This is a genomic window from Variovorax sp. P1_G12, from assembly GCF_056405555.1.
This window is the reverse complement of sequence record NZ_JBFUBW010000004.1, coordinates 174,777-191,583: the sequence shown is the minus strand read 5'-3', so window position 1 is coordinate 191,583 and position 16,807 is coordinate 174,777. Positions and strand designations below refer to the sequence as shown.

The 16,807-nt window shown below is 66.1% G+C and carries 18 protein-coding genes; 4 read left to right on the top strand and 14 right to left on the bottom strand.

Going from position 1 to position 16,807, the window contains the following annotated elements:
* The first annotated feature begins 36 nt into the window (after window positions 1–36).
* A complete protein-coding gene (gene rlmD, locus AC1D2O_RS06550) occupies window positions 37–1,470 on the top strand; it encodes a 23S rRNA (uracil(1939)-C(5))-methyltransferase RlmD (RefSeq protein WP_478093591.1) in 1,434 nt (477 codons plus the stop codon).
* Between the two features lie 43 nt (window positions 1,471–1,513).
* Here rlmD and AC1D2O_RS06545 read toward each other — a convergent pair whose 3' ends face one another.
* On the bottom strand, window positions 1,514–2,215 hold the full coding sequence (locus tag AC1D2O_RS06545; protein WP_478093590.1) for a Bax inhibitor-1/YccA family protein: 702 nt from the start codon (window positions 2,213–2,215) through the stop codon (window positions 1,514–1,516).
* 182 nt (window positions 2,216–2,397) lie between these two features.
* Between AC1D2O_RS06545 and AC1D2O_RS06540 the strand changes: the two genes are divergently transcribed.
* A complete protein-coding gene (locus AC1D2O_RS06540) occupies window positions 2,398–2,805 on the top strand; it encodes a GlcG/HbpS family heme-binding protein (protein ID WP_478093589.1) in 408 nt (135 codons plus the stop codon).
* 172 nt (window positions 2,806–2,977) lie between these two features.
* On the opposite strand, the gene hemP is transcribed toward AC1D2O_RS06540, so the two are convergent.
* The 13 genes from hemP to bfr all read right to left on the bottom strand — a co-directional run bounded on the left by hemP (window position 2,978) and on the right by bfr (window position 14,153).
* Window positions 2,978–3,190: a hemin uptake protein HemP gene (hemP, locus tag AC1D2O_RS06535; RefSeq protein ID WP_478093588.1), complete on the bottom strand. Its 213-nt coding sequence runs from the start codon at window positions 3,188–3,190 to the stop codon at window positions 2,978–2,980.
* Window positions 3,191–3,285: 95 nt separating this feature from the next.
* Window positions 3,286–3,699 carry an ExbD/TolR family protein gene (locus tag AC1D2O_RS06530; protein WP_478093587.1) on the bottom strand — a complete coding sequence of 138 codons (414 nt, stop codon included), beginning with the start codon at window positions 3,697–3,699 and terminating at the stop codon, window positions 3,286–3,288.
* A gap of 5 nt (window positions 3,700–3,704) precedes the next feature.
* Window positions 3,705–4,424, bottom strand: coding sequence for a MotA/TolQ/ExbB proton channel family protein (locus tag AC1D2O_RS06525; RefSeq protein ID WP_478156533.1), 720 nt, complete (start codon window positions 4,422–4,424; stop codon window positions 3,705–3,707).
* Window positions 4,425–4,444: 20 nt separating this feature from the next.
* Window positions 4,445–5,131 (bottom strand): energy transducer TonB, encoded by a 687-nt coding sequence (locus AC1D2O_RS06520; RefSeq protein WP_478156597.1) that lies wholly within the window; start codon window positions 5,129–5,131, stop codon window positions 4,445–4,447.
* A 104-nt stretch (window positions 5,132–5,235) separates the two neighbouring features.
* The gene (locus AC1D2O_RS06515; protein WP_478088183.1) at window positions 5,236–5,508 is read right to left on the bottom strand and encodes a (2Fe-2S)-binding protein; all 273 of its coding nucleotides are present in this window, start codon (window positions 5,506–5,508) and stop codon (window positions 5,236–5,238) included.
* Window positions 5,509–5,622: 114 nt separating this feature from the next.
* Window positions 5,623–6,303: a Fe2+-dependent dioxygenase gene (locus tag AC1D2O_RS06510; RefSeq protein WP_478156531.1), complete on the bottom strand. Its 681-nt coding sequence runs from the start codon at window positions 6,301–6,303 to the stop codon at window positions 5,623–5,625.
* A gap of 85 nt (window positions 6,304–6,388) precedes the next feature.
* A complete protein-coding gene (locus AC1D2O_RS06505) occupies window positions 6,389–8,782 on the bottom strand; it encodes a catecholate siderophore receptor Fiu (protein ID WP_478156529.1) in 2,394 nt (797 codons plus the stop codon).
* 233 nt (window positions 8,783–9,015) lie between these two features.
* A complete protein-coding gene (locus AC1D2O_RS06500; RefSeq protein ID WP_478088189.1) occupies window positions 9,016–10,380 on the bottom strand; it encodes a sulfite reductase subunit alpha in 1,365 nt (454 codons plus the stop codon).
* Window positions 10,377–11,411 carry an FAD:protein FMN transferase gene (locus AC1D2O_RS06495; RefSeq protein ID WP_478088191.1) on the bottom strand — a complete coding sequence of 345 codons (1,035 nt, stop codon included), beginning with the start codon at window positions 11,409–11,411 and terminating at the stop codon, window positions 10,377–10,379. Before AC1D2O_RS06495 ends, AC1D2O_RS06500 begins: the two co-directional genes overlap by 4 nt.
* Before the next feature lie 47 nt (window positions 11,412–11,458).
* Window positions 11,459–12,262 (bottom strand): DUF4198 domain-containing protein, encoded by an 804-nt coding sequence (locus AC1D2O_RS06490; RefSeq protein WP_478088193.1) that lies wholly within the window; start codon window positions 12,260–12,262, stop codon window positions 11,459–11,461.
* A gap of 36 nt (window positions 12,263–12,298) precedes the next feature.
* A complete protein-coding gene (locus AC1D2O_RS06485) occupies window positions 12,299–12,820 on the bottom strand; it encodes a DUF2271 domain-containing protein (protein WP_478088195.1) in 522 nt (173 codons plus the stop codon).
* Window positions 12,821–12,838: 18 nt separating this feature from the next.
* Window positions 12,839–13,480, bottom strand: coding sequence for a PepSY-associated TM helix domain-containing protein (locus AC1D2O_RS06480; protein WP_478088197.1), 642 nt, complete (start codon window positions 13,478–13,480; stop codon window positions 12,839–12,841).
* A gap of 196 nt (window positions 13,481–13,676) precedes the next feature.
* A complete protein-coding gene (gene bfr, locus AC1D2O_RS06475) occupies window positions 13,677–14,153 on the bottom strand; it encodes a bacterioferritin (protein WP_478088199.1) in 477 nt (158 codons plus the stop codon).
* A 216-nt stretch (window positions 14,154–14,369) separates the two neighbouring features.
* Between bfr and ahpC the strand changes: the two genes are divergently transcribed.
* On the top strand, window positions 14,370–14,942 hold the full coding sequence (gene ahpC / locus AC1D2O_RS06470) for an alkyl hydroperoxide reductase subunit C (RefSeq protein WP_478088202.1): 573 nt from the start codon (window positions 14,370–14,372) through the stop codon (window positions 14,940–14,942).
* A gap of 82 nt (window positions 14,943–15,024) precedes the next feature.
* Window positions 15,025–16,611, top strand: coding sequence for an alkyl hydroperoxide reductase subunit F (gene ahpF, locus AC1D2O_RS06465; protein ID WP_478156528.1), 1,587 nt, complete (start codon window positions 15,025–15,027; stop codon window positions 16,609–16,611).
* Window positions 16,612–16,807: the final 196 nt, after the last annotated feature.

Sequence of the window (16,807 nt, the reverse complement as noted above, 5' to 3'; positions counted from 1 at the left end):
GGCGCTCGCCGCCCTCGGCCCTGAGACAATCGGGGGATGACGGAAGCTACAGAGAAGAAGGAAGCGCCCCCCGCGCGCGATGAATGGTTGCAGGTCGAGTCGCTCGACCTCGATGCCCAGGGCGTGGCGCACAAGGCCGACGGCATGGTGGTGTTCATCGAAGGTGCGTTGCCCTTCGAGGAGGTGCGCTTCAACGTGCACCGCAGGAAGAACAACTGGGAGCAGGGCACGGTGACCGCGATCAACCGCGAGTCGTCCCAGCGCGTGCGCCCGGGGTGTCCGCATTTCGGCCTGCACGCGGGTGCCTGCGGCGGCTGCAAGATGCAGCACCTCGATGCGGCGGCACAGGTCGCGGTGAAACAGCGTTCGCTCGAGGACAACCTCTGGCATCTCGGCAAGGTGCGGCCCGAGAACGTGCTGCGGCCGCTCGAGGGGCCGGCCTGGCACTACCGCTACCGGGCCCGCCTGTCGGTGCGCCACGTGGTCAAGAAGGGCACGGTGCTGATCGGCTTCCACGAACGCAAGAGCCGCTATCTCGCGGACATGAAGGTCTGCCCCGTGCTGCCGGCCCAGGTCAGCGCCATGCTGATGCCGTTGCGCGAGCTGATCGGCTCGATGGAGGCGCGCGAGACCTGCCCGCAGATCGAACTGGCCTGCGGCGATTCGCCCAGCGGCACCGGACTCGGCGTGATCGCCCTGGTGCTGCGGCACCTGGAGCCGCTGTCCGATGCCGACGTGGCGCGCCTGAAGGCCTTTGCGGCACGCAACGAAGGCGTGCAATGGTGGCTGCAGTCCAAGGGCCCCGAGACAGTCAAGCTGCTCGAGGAAGGCGGTCCGGCGCTGGCCTACGCGCTGCCCGAGTTCGGCGTCACGATGCCGTTCAAGCCGACCGATTTCACCCAGGTCAATCCGCACATCAATCGCGTGCTGGTCGGTCGTGCGCTGCGCCTGCTCGACGTTCGGCCGCACGAGCGCGTGGTCGACTGGTTCTGCGGCCTCGGCAATTTCACGCTGCCGCTCGCGAGCCGGGCGCGCGAGGTGCTGGGCATCGAGGGCAGCGACACGCTGGTGGCGCGCGCCACCGCCAATTTCGAGCGCAACCGCGCCGCGGTGCCGGGTCGCGGCGAGCTGGTGCCGACCACGTTCGTCGCCCGCAACCTCTTCGAGATGACGCCCGCGATGCTGGTGGCCGACGGCGCCGCCGACAAGTGGCTGGTCGACCCGCCGCGCGAAGGTGCTTTCGCGCTCGCCAAGGCGCTGGCCGATCTGCATCAGCAGGTCGAGCTGCACGACGGCGGCTGGGCGCCGCCCCAGCGCATCGTCTATGTGAGCTGCAACCCCTCGACGCTGGCGCGCGACGCCGGCCTGCTGGTTCACCAGGCGGGCTACCGTTGCACCCACGCCGGCGTGGTGAACATGTTCCCGCACACGGCGCACGTCGAGTCCATTGCGGTTTTCGAGCGCGCATGAAAAAGGGCCCCTCGGGGCCCTTTTTCATGCAGCGCCGAAGCGCTCAATCCCGTTCGCCGCCGAAGATGCCCAGCAGCGCGAGCAGGCTCTGGAAGACGTTGAAGAGGTCGAGGTACAGCGCCAGCGTGGCGCTGATGTAGTTGGTCTCGCCGCCGTCCATGATCTGCTTCAGGTCGTACAGCATGAAGGCCGAGAAGATCCCGATGGCGGCGACCGAGATCGCCATCATGCCGGCGCTCGAGCCGACGAAGATGTTGATGATGGCGCCGACCATCAGCACCAAGGCGCCGACGAAAAGCCACTTGCCCATGCCCGACAGGTCGCGCTTGATCACGGTCGCCAGCGAGGCCATCACGAAGAAGACGCCGGCGGTGCCGCCGAACGCCGTCATGATCAGCTCGGAGCCGTTCTTGAAGCCCAGCACCATCGCGATCAGGCGCGACAGCATCAGGCCCATGAAGAAGGTGAAGCCCAGCAGCACCGGCACGCCGGCGGCCGAGTTCTTGGTCTTCTCGATCGCGAACATGAAGCCGAAGGCGCCGCCCATGAAGACGACCAGGCCCAGGCCGCCGGTCAGCGAGCGGGTGATGCCGGTGGAAACGCCCAGCCAGGCGCCCAAGACGGTGGGCAGCAGGCTCAGGGCCAGCAGCCAGTAGGTGTTGCGCAGGACGCGCTGGCGTTCTGCCTGCGGCAGCGTCTGGCCGTAGCCGACGGAGGTGTCGAGGGTGTTGACGCGGTCGTTCATTGCTGAGCTCCTGGGTTGGCTGCAACGCTGCAGTTGGGCGCATTCTAGGGGGCCGCAAGGCCGGACCCGCAGAAATCCCTCATCACCGGACGCATTCCTGCAGTGATTTCGCCTGCTGCGAGGGCGGCTGCCTGCCATCCTGAACGCTATGCTTCAGGGTTGCTCAACTTTGCTGGAAGACCATGAAGACCAAATCCTTTCTCGAACTTGCCGACCTCAAGGCCATCGCCGCCGCAGCCGAAGCCGAGGCGCTCAAGAACAACTGGGCTGTGACCATCGCGATCGCCGACGACGGCGGCAACCTGCTGTGGCTGCAGCGTCTCGACGGCGCAGCGGCCCTGTCGGCTCATATCGCGCCGGCCAAGGCCCACACGGCGGCCATGGGGCGGCGTGAAAGCAAGACCTTCGAAGACATGATCAACGGCGGCAGGACCTCGTTCCTGACGGCTCCGGTCATCGAAGGCCTGCTCGAAGGCGGCGTGCCGATCGTGAAGGACGGCCAGGTGATCGGTGCGGTGGGCGTCAGCGGCGTCAAGTCGAACGAAGATGCGCAGATCGCCAAGGCCGGCATCGCCGCCCTGGGCCTCTGAAGCAGCAGCACGCAAAGCAAAACGCCGTCCTCGGGACGGCGTTTGTTCGTTGGTCAGCGTGAAAAAAAGCTTGGCTGGTCGGCGAACCGTTGGCTAGCAAAAAACGACCCTTCGGAGATGAATCTCCTCGAGTCGCCCCACGATGAAACTTGCGCGAGGGGCGGGCTGGGTCCTATTTGGTCAGGATCAGCTTGCCGAGTTTGGTGGCTTGCAGACGATAAAGCGAGCCGTTGTGCAGGATGCCGACGGCCTTGCCGCCCTTGAGGAGTTCCGCGCTTTCCAGCAGCGGAGCGGGACGGGCCACTTCGGCCGCAGCGCGACCGCCACCCGCGTGGTCCAGCGACGGATGGTTCAGCACGGTAAAGGCGTTGGGCGTTGCGGACATTCGAAGACTCCTGTGTCGAAGCGGTTGGTTAATGATAACCATTCGCAATTAAAAGTCAATCGCCGCGATCGATTTTTTTGACTTGCGTGCGGCGACTACTTCGGTTCCGGCTCGGTGATGAAGCCGATCTTGCGCACCCCGGCCTGCCGTGCCGCCGACATCGCTTGCGCGACACGCTCGTAGCGCACCGCCTTGTCGCCGCGGATGTGCAGCTCGGGCTGCGGATCCTTGGCCGCCTCGGCCGCCAGCCGGCCGGTCAGTTCGGCGTCGTCGATCTTCTGCTCGTTCCAGTAGTAGCTGCCGTCGGCGGCGACCGTGAACAGGATGTTCTGGGGTTTGGTTTGCTCGGGCTCGCTGCTGGCGCGGGGCAGATCGATGTTCACCGCGTGCTTCATCACGGGCACCGTGATGATGAAGATGATCAGCAGCACCAGCATGACGTCGACCAGCGGCGTCATGTTGATCTCGTTCATGACCTCGTCGGGTTCGTCCTGTGTTCCGAAGGCCATGGCAGTCAGACCTTCTTGAGCGGAACGACCGTGGTGGCTTCGCCGCCGCCGCTCTGGACGCGGGCGCCGGTCACGAAGTAGGCGTGCAGGTCGTGCGCGAAGCTGTTGAGCTTGGTCAGCACGAACTTGTTGCCGCGCACCAGGGCGTTGTAGCCCAGCACCGCGGGAATGGCGACCGCCAGGCCCAGTGCCGTCATGATGAGCGCTTCGCCGATCGGGCCGGCCACCTTGTCGATCGTCGCCTGGCCGGCGGAGCCGATGCTCATCAGCGCATGGTAGATGCCCCAGACGGTGCCGAACAGGCCGATGAAGGGGGCCGTGGACCCGACCGATGCCAGGATCGCCAGCCCGGTCTGCAGGCGCGCCGTGAACTCGTCGATGCCGTTGCGCAGCGCCCGGGTGATCCAGTCGCTGACATCGAGCGCGTCGTGCAGGTGGGCCTTGGTATTGCGGTGGTGGGCCGCGGCTTCGCGGCCTTCCAGCGCGAGCGCCCGAAACGGGTTGCCGTCGTCCTTGCCGAGCTTGGCGAGGGCGGTGGCGAAGTCCTCGCTGTGCCAGAAGTCCTGCGAGTGCTTCGCGAGCCGCTTGTACCTGATGACGTCGATCGCCTTGATCAGGATCACGATCCAGGACGCGAGCGACATGCCGATCAGCAACAGCGCGACAGCCTTGGTGACGAAGTCGCCTTGCTGCCAGACGTTCATCAGGCCAAAGTGGGAATCCATAAATACTCCAAAAAAGAAAGCTATTTCTGAGTGAAGACGACCGGAGCGTCGTACGGCATAGTTTGTGCCACCCCGCCGACCTTGCCGGGAGAGAAGCGGCATCTCGACATCGCCTCTCTCGCCGCCTCGTCCAATCGTTCGTAGCCGCTCGATCGGCTGATTTCGACTTTTTTCGGCAGGCCATCTGCGCCCACGAGAACCGTGAGGATCACTTTGCCTTGCTCGCCCAGGCGTCTGCTCATCGCCGGATACTGGGGCTTGCAGCTCTGCGCGTAGTCGGCGTCGGTGGCCGGCAGTTGAACCGAGGGCGGAGCGGGCGGCGCGGCGGGCGGTGCGGGTGGCGCCGGCGGTGCGGGTGGGGCCAACGGTGCCGGGGGCGGAGGCGGCTCGATGCTGCCCGTGGGCGCGTTCGGCGCCGGCGTCGGCTTTGGCTCGCGGATGGCCTGGGGACGTGGCGGTGGCGGCGTTTTGACGACCTGGGGCTTGGGCGCTGGCGGCGGCGGCGGAGGGGGTTCCTTGGGCTTCGGCGGCTCGATGAACTCGCTCAGGATCTCGACCGGAATCACCACCTCGGCCGCGCGCCGCAGCAAGCCGCTTTGCAGGGCCCACAGTGCCGCGACGTGGAACAACACCACGCTGCCGGCGATGATGGCGTTGCGCGACAGGCCAAGGGCCGAGGAAGGCGGGGAAAAGCGGTCAGACACGATCAATCATTCGAATGCGGGCGCCCAGAAGGTACCCCAGTGCAGCAAAACCGCTACGCTAACGACTTACTTGCGAAGAATCCACCAGACCGAACTGGCGACCAGGATCAGGCTGCCGCCGAGTGCCGCGAAGAGTTCCATGCGTTGCTTTCCTTGATGGAATTGGCAAGCTGGATCGCCTGGGTGCCGGTTTCGCGGTGAAGCGCGGCGACCGGGTGCGAGGCACTGCATTGCGCGACCACGTCGCGCGCGCAGCTTTCGCACTGGCCGCACTGGGTGGCCACGCCGAGCTCGAACTGCACTTCGTCGAACGTCATCCCGGCGCGTGCATGACGCGCGATTTCACGGTCGGAGATTCGGCGGCAGACGCAGACGATCATGGCGGTGAAGGCGGCTTGTAGCTGGCTGTTTGAAGAAGGCTCGATTATAAATACGAATTCTTCGCATTTGCAATAACTATCGCAGCAGCAGGGTCAGCCGGGCCGCCCGACTAACTAGACTTCGGACCACATGCGCAGCAGGTTGTGATATTGCCCGGTGAGCGCGATCGATTCCTCGCATTCCCCGAGCCGGCCGCGCAGCTTCTGGATCACCTGGTCCAGTTCGAACAGCATGGCCCTCTGGCGGTCGTCGCGCACCATGCTCTGCAGCCAGAAGAACGAGCAGACGCGGGCGCCCCGGGTCACGGGGTGGACGCGGTGCAGGCTGCTCGAGGGATAGAGGATGAGGTCGCCCGCGGGCAGCTTGACCTCGTGCGTTCCATAGGTGTCGACCACCTCGAGTTCGCCGCCCTCGTAGTCCTCCGGATCGCACAGGAACAGGGTGCAGGACAGGTCGGTGCGCAGTTGCTCGCCGGTGCCCGGCACCGAGCGCACCGAGCCGTCGACGTGCAGGCCGTAGTGCTCGCCGCCCTCGTAGAGATTGAACAGCGGCGGCACGAAGCGCAGCGGCAGGGCGGCCGAGAAGAACAGGGGATTCCGGGCCAGCGCGCCCAGGATGGTCTTGCCCAGTTCGCGGCCGACCGGGGATTGCTCCGGCAACTGCCGGTTGCGCTTGACCCGGGCGCCCTGGTCGCCGACCGTCTCGCGGCCGTCGACCCACTCGGTGGCGTCCAGGCTGGCGCGAATCTCGCGCACCTGGTCTGCGCTCAGAACGTCGGGGACATGCAGCATCATCTTGCGGTTTCCTCAAAGAAAAAGCCCCGGCGCGGGGCCGGGGCTCGAGTGTCGCAGCCGGAGGATGCGACGGCATTGATCCGCGTCAGAACGCGAAGTTGGCCGTGATGCGGGCCGAGCGCGGGATGCCCGGCACGTAACGGTAGCCGCTCTTGTTGATCGCGGCGACGTATTCCTTGTCGAACAGGTTGTACAGGTTCAGCTGGAGTTCGACGTTCTTGTTGATGCGGTAGGAGGCCATCGCATCGAACACCCAGTAGGCATCGGTGTAGGCCGGTGTGCCGACCGCACCGTCGAAGCCGCGCGTGAGCTTGCCGTTGTAGCGCGCGCCGCCGCCGATGGTGAGTCCGAACGGGAACTGGTAGCTGGTCCAGGCTGTGAACGCCTGTTCCGGCGTGTACGGGATCACGTCGATCCGGTCCGCCGCGTTGGATGAACCGTTGACCTTGGTGTCCATGGTCGTGAGGCCGGCGCTGATGCCCCACTGGTCGGTGATCGCACCGGCCACGCCGAGCTCGATGCCCTGCACCCGCTTCTTGCCGTCCTGGGTGTAGACGGCCGTGTTGGTCGGATCCTGCACGATCTCGTTGCGAACCTCGGTGCGATAGAGCGCCGCGGTCAGCGAGAGGCGCTTGTTCAGCACGTCCCACTTGGTGCCGATCTCGTAGGTGTCGGCCTTCTGCGGCGCGAAGTCGACGCGCGAGGCGCTGTTGCCGGTGCCCGAGGCGGCGAGCGAGAAGTTGGCGCCGCCCGGGGGCTGCGCCGAGTTGCCGTAGGCGGCGAAGAAGCTGGCGTTCTGGACCGGCTTGTAGACCACGCCGATCTTGCCGGTCCAGAGGTCGCCCGAGGTCGACAGGCTGGTCGGCGTGATCGGGAAGGTGGGGCCGGTGCCCATCGTGGTCGCCCAGTAGTCGGTGCTGTAGTGGTCGTAGCGCAGGCCGCCGGTCAGCTGCCATTGCTCGTTGATCTTCATCGTGTCGAAGGCGTACAGGCTGACGGTGTCGGTCTTGCCGTAGTTGCCGGTGCCGTTCGGGATCCGGTTGTAACCGGTCACGTAGGGGTTCGGGTTGTACAGGTTGGCGACCGGCCAGGAGCCTGCGGGTGCGAAGGTCGTGTTGACCGACGCGAAGCCCGGGCCGAAGTAGTTCGCGTTGTCCTGACTCTCGCGCATCAATTCCAGGCCGATGTTCGCGGTGTGGCTGAAGCTGCCGGTGTTGAACTTCGACGACAGGCTGGTCTGGTTGACGAAGATGTTGTTTTCGACGTCCTTGTTGGTTGGCAGGTTGCGCGTCGTGGTCCAGGTCGCGGGGTTGCTCGGGTTGACCGTGTTGATGAAGCCTGCGGTCACGGCAGGCACCGTGCCGTTATAGGTGTTGCTGGTGCCGACGCGCGAGGCCGTGAGACCGCCGAGCATGAACGACGTCAGCATGTAGTCCTGCGTAGTCTGGCCCCAGCGCGTGACGTTGCGCACCGTCATGTCGGGCGTGATGTCGTGCTCGACGCGGGCCGTGAACATGTTGGCCGTGACGTCGTTGAAGTCGGAGCTGGTGCCGTAGAAGTTGCTGGAGTCGACCTTCGAGGCGTAGTTCAGGAACGTGCGGCGCAGGATCGGCGAATTGATCAGCAGCGCATCGGGCGTGGTGTAGCCGGGCAGGCCGATGGTCGGGACGCCGCCGTCGGGGATGTTGTTCTGCTTGACGTACAGGTAGTCGAGAAACACGCGGGTCGGCGTGTTGAGGCCGAAGGCCAGCGAGGGCGCGATGGCCGAGCGCTTGTTGTTGATGAAGTCGCGGCCGTCCACGCCGGAGTCTTCGGCCACGGCATTCAGGCGGAAGGCCGTGCCCGAGCCGTCGGCGCCGCTCACTACCTTGTTCCAGTCGATGGTGCCGCGCTTGTAGCTCGCGGTGCCGAAGCCGAGCGAGCCCGAGAAGCTGTCTTCCAGCCTGGGCTTCTTGGTGATCAGGTTGATGTAGCCGGTCGGCGAGCTGCGGCCGACGTCGGTGCCCGACGGGCCCTTGACCACTTCGACCTGCTCGATGTTGAAGACATCGCGCGAGAAAGAACCCAGGTCGCGGATGCCGTCCACGAAGATGCTGCTCGAGGCGTCGAAGCCGCGCATGAAGATCGAGTCGCCGGTCGTGGTGTTGCCGTTTTCGCCGAGGAAGAAGGCGCCGGCACCGGGCGTGTTGCGCAGTGCTTCGGTCAGCGTGGTGGCGCCTTGCTCGCGCATCAGGGTTTCCGGAATCACCTGGATCACCTGCGGGATGTCGATCAGCGGCGCGGTGAACTTCGGGTTGGCCGAGTTGTCGACCTTGAAATCGGTCGCGGCGCTGTCTTCGACGCGGACTTCCTTGAGGGTGTTCGTGGACGTCTGCGCGCCGGCAGGCAGCGTCAATGCGAGAAGGGTGGCGGCGGCGGCACTGCCGAAAGGGGGCAGCGCGCGCGCGACGGCGTGCTTGCGGCTCTTGATGTAGGCCATGGAGGGATCCCAGGTGAAAGCAAAACTGAGAGCTCGACTGGCGGGTCCCTGCGCGTCCTCGGCGTGGAGGCGGCTGGATTGGCTGGGTGAGCTGATTCGCGGAAGAAGCGAAGTCAGTGAATGATAATGAATCTCAATACGATTGTTAACGTGGCGTTAACGTTGAGAGAAGTTTCGGAGGCCGCTTGGGTCTATTCGTTGCTTGAGCGCAACTGACAGCGGCGCCGGGCGGCTCAGTAGACGTCGCGGCGGTAGCGGCCGCTGGCCTGCAATTCGCCCATCGTCGCCTGGCCGGCGATCTGTCGCAGCGCGGCATCGACCCCGGCCGCCATGCCCTGCAGGGTGCCGCAGACATAGATCGCCGCACCGCGGGCGATCCAGGCGCTGACCTCCGCGTGCAGGTGGAGCAGCCGATGCTGGACGTAGAGCCTTTCGGCCTGGTCGCGCGAGAACACCATGTCGAGCCGCTGCAACATCCCGGTGCGCTGCCAGGCCTCGATCTCGTCGCGGCAGAGGAAGTCGTGCCGCGCATGGCGTTCGCCGAAGACCAGCCAGTTGTCGTGCCGGCCCAGGGCCGCGCGGGTGCGCAGATGGCCGCGCAGTCCGGCCAGTCCGGTGCCGTTGCCGATCAGCAGCAACGGTCGTGCGGCGTTGTCGCCGAGCCGGAAATGGCGGTGCGGGCGCAGCCGCAGCTGGATCGTGTCGCCCAGGGGCAGGGTCGACGTCAGCAGGCCCGAGGCGGCGCCGAGCGTGCCGTCCGGATGCTGCTCCTGGCGCACCAGCAACTGCAGCTCGCCGTCGCTGGGGATGGAGGCGATCGAATAGTCGCGTGGGCGTCCGGGGTCGCTCGCGAGGGCGAGTTGCGCGAGATCGCCGGACGCCCAGTCAGGTGCCGGCCCGGCGGCCGGCGTGAACGCCAGGCGATAGACCGGCGCGCCCGCGCTGCCTTCGTTCAAGAGGGTGCGGGTGGCGAGGCGCCAGGGAACGGAGATGGTTTCGGGCGGCTCTTCCGGCCCGGCATCCGGTGCACCGTCGCACTGCGCCTGCCAGGCGGCCAGGGTGGCGGGCTCGGCGTTGTCGACCTCGATGCGCTCGAAGCTGCGCCTTGCGCCCGCGGCATGGAGCCATTCGTCGAGCAGGCGGCCGAAGCGGCAGAAGTTGGCGTACTGGCGGTCGCCCAGCGCCAGGACCGCATAGCGCAGCGAGGAGAGCTCGGCCGCCGAGCCCATCACCCGTTCGGCGAACACGCTGGCGCCGTCGGGCGCATCGCCTTCGCCATAGGTGCTGGCGATGAACAGCGCCCGGGGCGTGCTGCGCAAGAGCTCGGCGTCGGCGTCGTTGAGCGACATCACGCGCGCCGGTGTTCCGGCCTCGTGCAGCCAGCGGCCGGTCTGCCAGGCGAGGGCCTCGGCCTGGCCCGTCTGGCTTGCGAACAGCACGAGCGTGGCGGTTGCGGGCTCGTTCCCGGCCAGTGCCGCGGCCCGGCGTGCCATGGCGTCCTGCTGCCGGCGTTGCCGCCCGTAAATGGCCGCGCACAGCGCGATGTAGGCCAGCACGGTGAGGCACGCGGCCAGCGCTCGCAGGGCGGGCTCGGTCATGCGGCTTGGGCCGGGGTCGGCCAGCGATCGCTGGTGAAGGTGCAATGCCCCTCGTCGCCGCGGCGGACAAAGAGCGCGGCGAGCCCATGCCGGTGGGCGAAGGCCAGGCCGTCCTCCGGCCCAAGCACGGTCAGCACCGTGGCGAGTGCGTCGGCCTGCATGCACTCCGGGTGCAGCACCGTCACCGAGGCGAGCGCGTGGCCGACCGGCTCGCCGGTGCGCGGATCGAGGGTGTGCGACCAGCGTCGGCCCTCATGCTCGCGCGCATGCCAGCGGGCGCCCGAGGTCGCGATGGACAGGCCCTCGAGCGCCACCCGATGGGTGGTCCCGGGCAGCGCTTCGACCAGCACCTGCCAGGGGTCGCCGTCGGGGCGACGACCGGCCGCGCGCAATTCGCCGCCGACCTCGACCAGAAAGTCGCACAGTCCGAGCGTTCGCAGCGCGGCGGCAACCTGGTCGACTGCGAAGCCCTTGGCGACGCCCGACAGGTCCAGCGCGGCGGCGCCCGGTTGCACGATCGAGCGCGTGGCGGGGTCGAGCGCCACGCGCTGCCAGCCGACGCGTTGACGCGCCTGCGAGAGTTCGGCCGGGGAGGGCGGCCCTGCGACCGATGCGTCGGCCTGGGCGCCGAAGCCCCAGAGCGCGACCAGCGGTCCGATGCTCGGGTCGATGGCTCCGTCGCTGGCCGCCGCCCACTGCAGGGCACAGGCCAGCACTTCGGCGAATTCGGGTTCGAGCACGTGCCGGCTGCCGGCGTCGGACCGGTTGAAGCGGCTGATGTCCGAATCGGGCTCCCAGGTGCTCATCTGGGCGACCACGCGATCGAGCGCGCCCTGGGCGCCGGCGCGCACGGCATCCAGCGCGATCATGCGCGGATTGTCGAAGCGCAGCGACCAGGTGGTGCCCATGGTGCGGCCCGCCAGCGTCTGCAGGCTGGACGGATCGGCGCGGCGCGGCCGGGGCACGTTGGCGTAGCCGCCCGCGCGCCAGGTCGCGAAGGAGGGGCTCGGCTTCCCCTCAGGCGAGGACATGCTCACGGCGCGTCAGGCTCGCGCCTGGGAGGGCGAGCAAATGGTTTTCAAGGCATCACTTCCAGGGTCGCGGCGTAGCTCAGGCGCCGTTCCTTGGCCTGCGGCACCGAGGTCTTCTTGTCCGTGGTGCTGGTGTCGAGCCAGTACATGCCGGCTTCCGGCCAGGTCACGCTGAACTGGCCCTTGGCATCGGTCTTGAGCTTGAGCTCGTCAAGCTTGTCGCGGTAGCGCGTGTTGCCCAGCGTGACCGTGACCTCGAGGTCCTTCGCGGGCTGGCCGTCGAGCTGCAGTGTGAAGCTGGTCTTCTCGCCCTTCACCAGATCGGTCGGATTGGCCGTGACCAGTTCGAGGCCCTTGCCGGTCGGACGCAGGGTGCTGGGCTTGCCCACGGTGACGAAAGTCTCGTTGCGGCCGGCCGATTGCGTGATCTCGAGCTCGAGCGCGTCGGCCGGGATCTGGCTCGCGATGTTCTCGGCCGTGCCGCGGGCGCGCTTGGGCTGTCCGGTGGCCTTGTCCTTCCAGCGTGCGAAGACGCCGTCGTTGACCAGTGCCAGGCGATAGGTGCCGGGCTGGGTGAGGTTCAGGTCGAACACGCTGCGCAGCTTGCCCTTGAAGACGTTCTCGGCCTTCAGGGCACTGCCATCGGGCGCGGTGACCGCCAAGGTGTCCAGGCCGAGCGGGACGTGATTGAAGAAGAAGAGGTCGTTCGAGACGGCGGCATCGACAGTGATCCAGTCGGCCTTGGACAGCACGGTGCTCGAGGGCATCAGCCATGCGTTGTGAGCCTGGACGGCCGCGGTGCCGGCGCAAAGGGCGATGCCGAGGGCGAGGGCGCGCAAAGAGAACTTCATGATGGGATTCCGGTGATGTTGGAGGCGAAACGAGGATCAGGGCTTGAGCTCGAGCTTCACTTCGCCGAGTTCGCTGGTGCCCGCGACCTGCGACTGCTCGGTCTTCGCCGGCGGCCACTGGAAGGGGATGCTCACGATTTCGCGACCGCCGACTTCGCGCGCCGCCTCGACGTACAGCTTGTAGGCGCCCGGTGCCAGCTTGGGCAGCGCCACCGAGCCTTCGGACACGTTGACCTGATGCTTGCCCGCGGGCCGCGTCGCGCTGCTCACGCCGTCGACCGGCATCTGCAGTTCGCGGCCGGTGCGCCGCCACCACTGGCGCATGTCCTTGAGCCACTTGGTGCCTTCGCCTTCCGCGTTGCCCTTGATCTTGACGTCGTACCAGACCGCGAGCGTGCTCGCGACCGATTGGTCGGGCCGCTCGATCCAGGCCGCCACATAGGGGCGGTGGTATTCGGCCACGCTGAGGCGCGGCACCTCGATGTTGACGGTGAGCCCCGCGGCGATGGCCGGCGCGCCGAACAGGGCGGCGAGCGCGAGGGAATAGCGAACTTGCACGAAGACCTCTTTCCTGGATCAGTGGATGAACAGCAGCGCGAGCAGCACCGGAATGACCAGGCCCATGCCGACCATCGGCCAGGTGAAGGGCCGGTTGCCCGCATGCATCTTGAGAATGAAAAGACCGGTGATCGAGAACACCAGCGTGGCGGCCGCGAAGATGTCGATGAACCAGCTCCAGGCGGCGCCGCTGTTGCGGCCCTTGTGCAGGTCATTGAAGTAGGACAGCCAGCCGCGGTCGGTGCGCTCGTACTCGGCCTCGCCGTCGGCCAGGTTGAGCCGCAGCCAGGCATCGCCGCCGGGGCGGGGCAGCGAGAGGTAGATCTCGTCGTCAGACCACTCGGCGTCTCGCCCTGCGGTGTCGACTGCCCATTGCTTGCTGATCCAGCCCTGCAATTCCGCGGGCAGTTCCGCCTTGCCCTTCTGCGCCTTGGCCGCGGGCAGTTGCTTCTGCAGTGCCGCGCGCAAGTCATGGTCGATGGTGCCGGTCCGGCTGCTGACCTTCGGCTTGGCCTCGATGCTGGCCGCGTGGTTGAGCGTGAAGCCGGTGATGCCGAACAGCAGCAGGCCGATCAGGCAGAGCGCCGAGCTGACCCAGTGCCATTCGTGCAAGGTCTTGAGCCAGTAGGCGCGGCGGCGGTCGGTGGTGGCGGCGGTCATCGGAGCCGGCGATTCTAGTCCTACAAATGCGAATGAATGCTATTTGCATGACACTGGCCTGTGCCAAGTCCGGTTCATCGAGGTGGCTTCAGCCCTTGCCCCCTCTGCTTGTCGCGCTCCTGATTCGATAGCAATGAAGTTTCGTAAAGGCAAAAAAAAGCGGGGCATTGCCCCGCTTGCACGGCGTCGCGCCGGCCTATTCGATTTCGCCCATCTGTGACTGCAGGTAGTTCTGCAGGCCGACCTTGCCGACCAGGTCGATCTGGGTCTCGAGGAAGTCGATGTGCTCCTCGGTGTCGTCCAGGATCTCCTGCAGCAGGTCGCGCGAGACATAGTCGCGCACGCTTTCGCAGTGCGCGATGCCGGCCTTGATCGTGGCTTGCGCGCCGGTCTCGGACTTGAGGTCGCATTCGAGGATCTCGGGCACGTCCTCGCCGATCTGGAGCTTGGCCAGGTCCTGCAGGTTCGGCAGGCCATCGAGCATGAAGATTCGGTCCATGAGCTTGTCGGCGTGCTTCATCTCGCCGATCGACTCCTCGTATTCCTTCTTGGCCAGCTTGTCCAGGCCCCAGTGCTTGAGCATCCGGTAGTGCAGGAAGTACTGGTTGATCGCGGTCAGCTCGTTCTTGAGCTGCGCCTGCAGATGATCGATGACTTGTGGGTCGCCCTTCATGGTTCTTCCTTGTTCTTAAAAGGTGGATTGTGAGAGCCTGCCGCCGGCCGGCGCAAGTAATCCCATGCGCCGGCGCTCTGCATGCGGGTGAGGGTGATAGGTGTTCGCATTCATAGGGGTGGGCAATGCATTTAATAGCGCGTGGCTATTAAAAATCGGAGATTGGTAGTTATACTAATCACTCGCACTTTTCATCAGCCACCAAGGAAATCCAATATGTCCCTGATCAACACCGAAATCGTCCCGTTCAAGGCCACCGCGTATCACAACGGCAAGTTCGTGCCCGTCAGCAACGAGAACTTCAAGGGCAAATGGTCGGTCGTCGTGTTCTACCCGGCCGACTTCACCTTCGTGTGCCCCACCGAACTGGGCGACCTGGCCGACCATTACGCTGAGTTCCAGAAGCTGGGCGTCGAGGTGTACGGCGTGTCGACCGACACCCACTTCACGCACAAGGCCTGGCACGACACCTCGGACACCATCGCCAAGGTTCAGTACCCGCTGATCGGCGACCCGAGCCAGCAACTGGCCCGCGCGTTCCAGGTCCTGATCGAAGAAGGCGACGACGCCGGCCTGGCCTACCGCGGCACCTTCGTGATCGACCCCGAAGGCAAGATCAAGACCATCGAAGTGCACGACAACGGCATCGGCCGTGACGCTGCCGAACTGCTGCGCCGCGTGAAGGCCGCCCAGTACGTCGCGGCTCACCCCGGTGAAGTCTGCCCCGCCAAGTGGACCGAAGGCGCCGAAACGCTGAAGCCTTCGCTCGACCTGGTCGGCAAGATCTAAGCCGCCTCGTTCGCGCCACAGCCCGGGCGCGCTTGCTCCCGGGCTTTTTTGTTTCCATCGTATTTCCAGGAGAGAGATCACCATGCTCGACGCCGGCACCAAATCGCAACTCAAGAGCTACCTCGACCGCATCACGCAGCCGATCGAGATCGTCGCTTCGCTCGATGACAGCAAGGCGTCGGGCGAGTTGCAATCGCTGCTGAAGGACGTGGCCGAGTCGTCGCCGCTGGTCAAAGTCACAGAGAGCCGCGACGACAACCAGCGCAAGCCCTCGTTCTCGATCAACCGGCCGAGCGAAAACCATGGCCCGCGCTTCGCGGGTATTCCGATGGGCCACGAATTCACCTCGCTGGTGCTGGCGCTGCTGCAGGTTGGCGGCTATCCGCCCAAGGTCGACGAGGCCGTGCTGCAGCAGATCCGTGCGCTCGACGGCGATTTCGAGTTCGAGATCTACATCTCGCTGACCTGCCACAACTGCCCCGACGTGGTCCAGGCGCTGAATCTGATGGCAATCCAGAACCCGCGAATCAAGACCACGATGATCGATGGCTCGCTGTTCCAGGACGAGGTCAAGGAACGCCAGATCATGGCGGTGCCGACCGTGTTTCTCAATGGCACCGAATTCGGCCAGGGCCGCATGAGCCTCGAGGAGATCCTCGCCAAGATCGACACCAGCGGCGTCGAGCGCGAAGCGAAGAAGATCGCCGGCAAGGAACCGTTCGACGTGCTGATCGTCGGCGGCGGCCCGGCCGGTGCGGCCGCGGCCGTGTACTCGGCGCGCAAGGGCATCCGCACGGGCATCGCTTCGGAGCGCTTCGGCGGCCAGGTGCTGGACACCATGGGCATCGAGAACTTCATTTCGATCCGCGAAACCGAAGGGCCCAAGTTCGCGCTCGCGCTCGAGGAGCATGTGCGCGACTACGACGTCGACATCATGAACCTGCAGCGTGCCGCGGCGCTCGTGCCGAGCGCTCCGGGCAAGGACTTCATCGAGATCAAGCTCGAGAGCGGTGCCTCGCTCAAGAGCCGCTCGGTCGTGATCTCGACCGGCGCGCGCTGGCGCAACATCAACGTGCCCGGCGAGCACGCGTACAAGAACAAGGGCGTGGCCTACTGCCCGCACTGCGACGGCCCGCTGTTCAAGGGCAAGCGCGTGGCGGTGATCGGCGGCGGCAATTCGGGCGTCGAGGCGGCGATCGACCTGGCCGGCATCGTCGGCCACGTGACCTTGGTCGAGTACGACACGCAGTTGCGCGCCGACGCGGTGCTGCAGCGCAAGCTGCGCAGCCTCGCCAACGTCAAGGTCATCACCAACGCGCAGACCACCGAGATCACCGGCGACAGCCAAAAGGTCAATGGCCTGGTCTACAAGGACCGGGCGAGCGGCGAGAGCCACACGGTGCCGCTCGAGGGCGTGTTCATCCAGATCGGCCTGGTGCCCAACACCGACTGGCTCAAGGGCACGGTCGAGCTCTCGAAGCACGGCGAGATCGTGGTCGACGCCAAGGGCCAGACCTCGGTGCCCGGCGTGTTCGCGGCCGGCGATGCGACCACGGTGCCGTTCAAGCAGATCATCATCGCGGCCGGCGACGGCGCGAAGGCGGCGCTGAGCGCCTTCGATCACCTGATCCGCAGTTCGGCGCCGGCGGAGGAGGCGGTCGCCGCCTGATGCGTTGAAAGCGCCGCGATCCATCTCGGAGGGGTCGCGGTGTCTTCTGCTGCGTTTCCGATCCCTCATTCAGACGGGGGCAATTGATAGCAATAAGAATCATTCGCATATGATTGCGAGTCGGGCCGAGGCCTGATTTCACCGCCAGCCAGGCTTTCGCGCGCAGCCCTTGCGCGCCGTCCAGCGAGCAGTTCGT

Coding starts and splice junctions, on each gene's coding strand:
- rlmD (WP_478093591.1), top strand. CDS start 37: ATGACGGAAGCTACAGAGAAGAAGGAAGCGCCCCCCGCGCGCGATGAA.
- AC1D2O_RS06545 (WP_478093590.1), bottom strand. CDS start 2,215: ATGAACGACCGCGTCAACACCCTCGACACCTCCGTCGGCTACGGCCAG.
- AC1D2O_RS06540 (WP_478093589.1), top strand. CDS start 2,398: ATGAAGACCAAATCCTTTCTCGAACTTGCCGACCTCAAGGCCATCGCC.
- hemP (WP_478093588.1), bottom strand. CDS start 3,190: ATGTCCGCAACGCCCAACGCCTTTACCGTGCTGAACCATCCGTCGCTG.
- AC1D2O_RS06530 (WP_478093587.1), bottom strand. CDS start 3,699: ATGGCCTTCGGAACACAGGACGAACCCGACGAGGTCATGAACGAGATC.
- AC1D2O_RS06525 (WP_478156533.1), bottom strand. CDS start 4,424: ATGGATTCCCACTTTGGCCTGATGAACGTCTGGCAGCAAGGCGACTTC.
- AC1D2O_RS06515 (WP_478088183.1), bottom strand. CDS start 5,508: ATGATCGTCTGCGTCTGCCGCCGAATCTCCGACCGTGAAATCGCGCGT.
- AC1D2O_RS06510 (WP_478156531.1), bottom strand. CDS start 6,303: ATGATGCTGCATGTCCCCGACGTTCTGAGCGCAGACCAGGTGCGCGAG.
- AC1D2O_RS06505 (WP_478156529.1), bottom strand. CDS start 8,782: ATGGCCTACATCAAGAGCCGCAAGCACGCCGTCGCGCGCGCGCTGCCC.
- AC1D2O_RS06500 (WP_478088189.1), bottom strand. CDS start 10,380: ATGACCGAGCCCGCCCTGCGAGCGCTGGCCGCGTGCCTCACCGTGCTG.
- AC1D2O_RS06495 (WP_478088191.1), bottom strand. CDS start 11,411: ATGTCCTCGCCTGAGGGGAAGCCGAGCCCCTCCTTCGCGACCTGGCGC.
- AC1D2O_RS06490 (WP_478088193.1), bottom strand. CDS start 12,262: ATGAAGTTCTCTTTGCGCGCCCTCGCCCTCGGCATCGCCCTTTGCGCC.
- AC1D2O_RS06480 (WP_478088197.1), bottom strand. CDS start 13,480: ATGACCGCCGCCACCACCGACCGCCGCCGCGCCTACTGGCTCAAGACC.
- bfr (WP_478088199.1), bottom strand. CDS start 14,153: ATGAAGGGCGACCCACAAGTCATCGATCATCTGCAGGCGCAGCTCAAG.
- ahpC (WP_478088202.1), top strand. CDS start 14,370: ATGTCCCTGATCAACACCGAAATCGTCCCGTTCAAGGCCACCGCGTAT.
- ahpF (WP_478156528.1), top strand. CDS start 15,025: ATGCTCGACGCCGGCACCAAATCGCAACTCAAGAGCTACCTCGACCGC.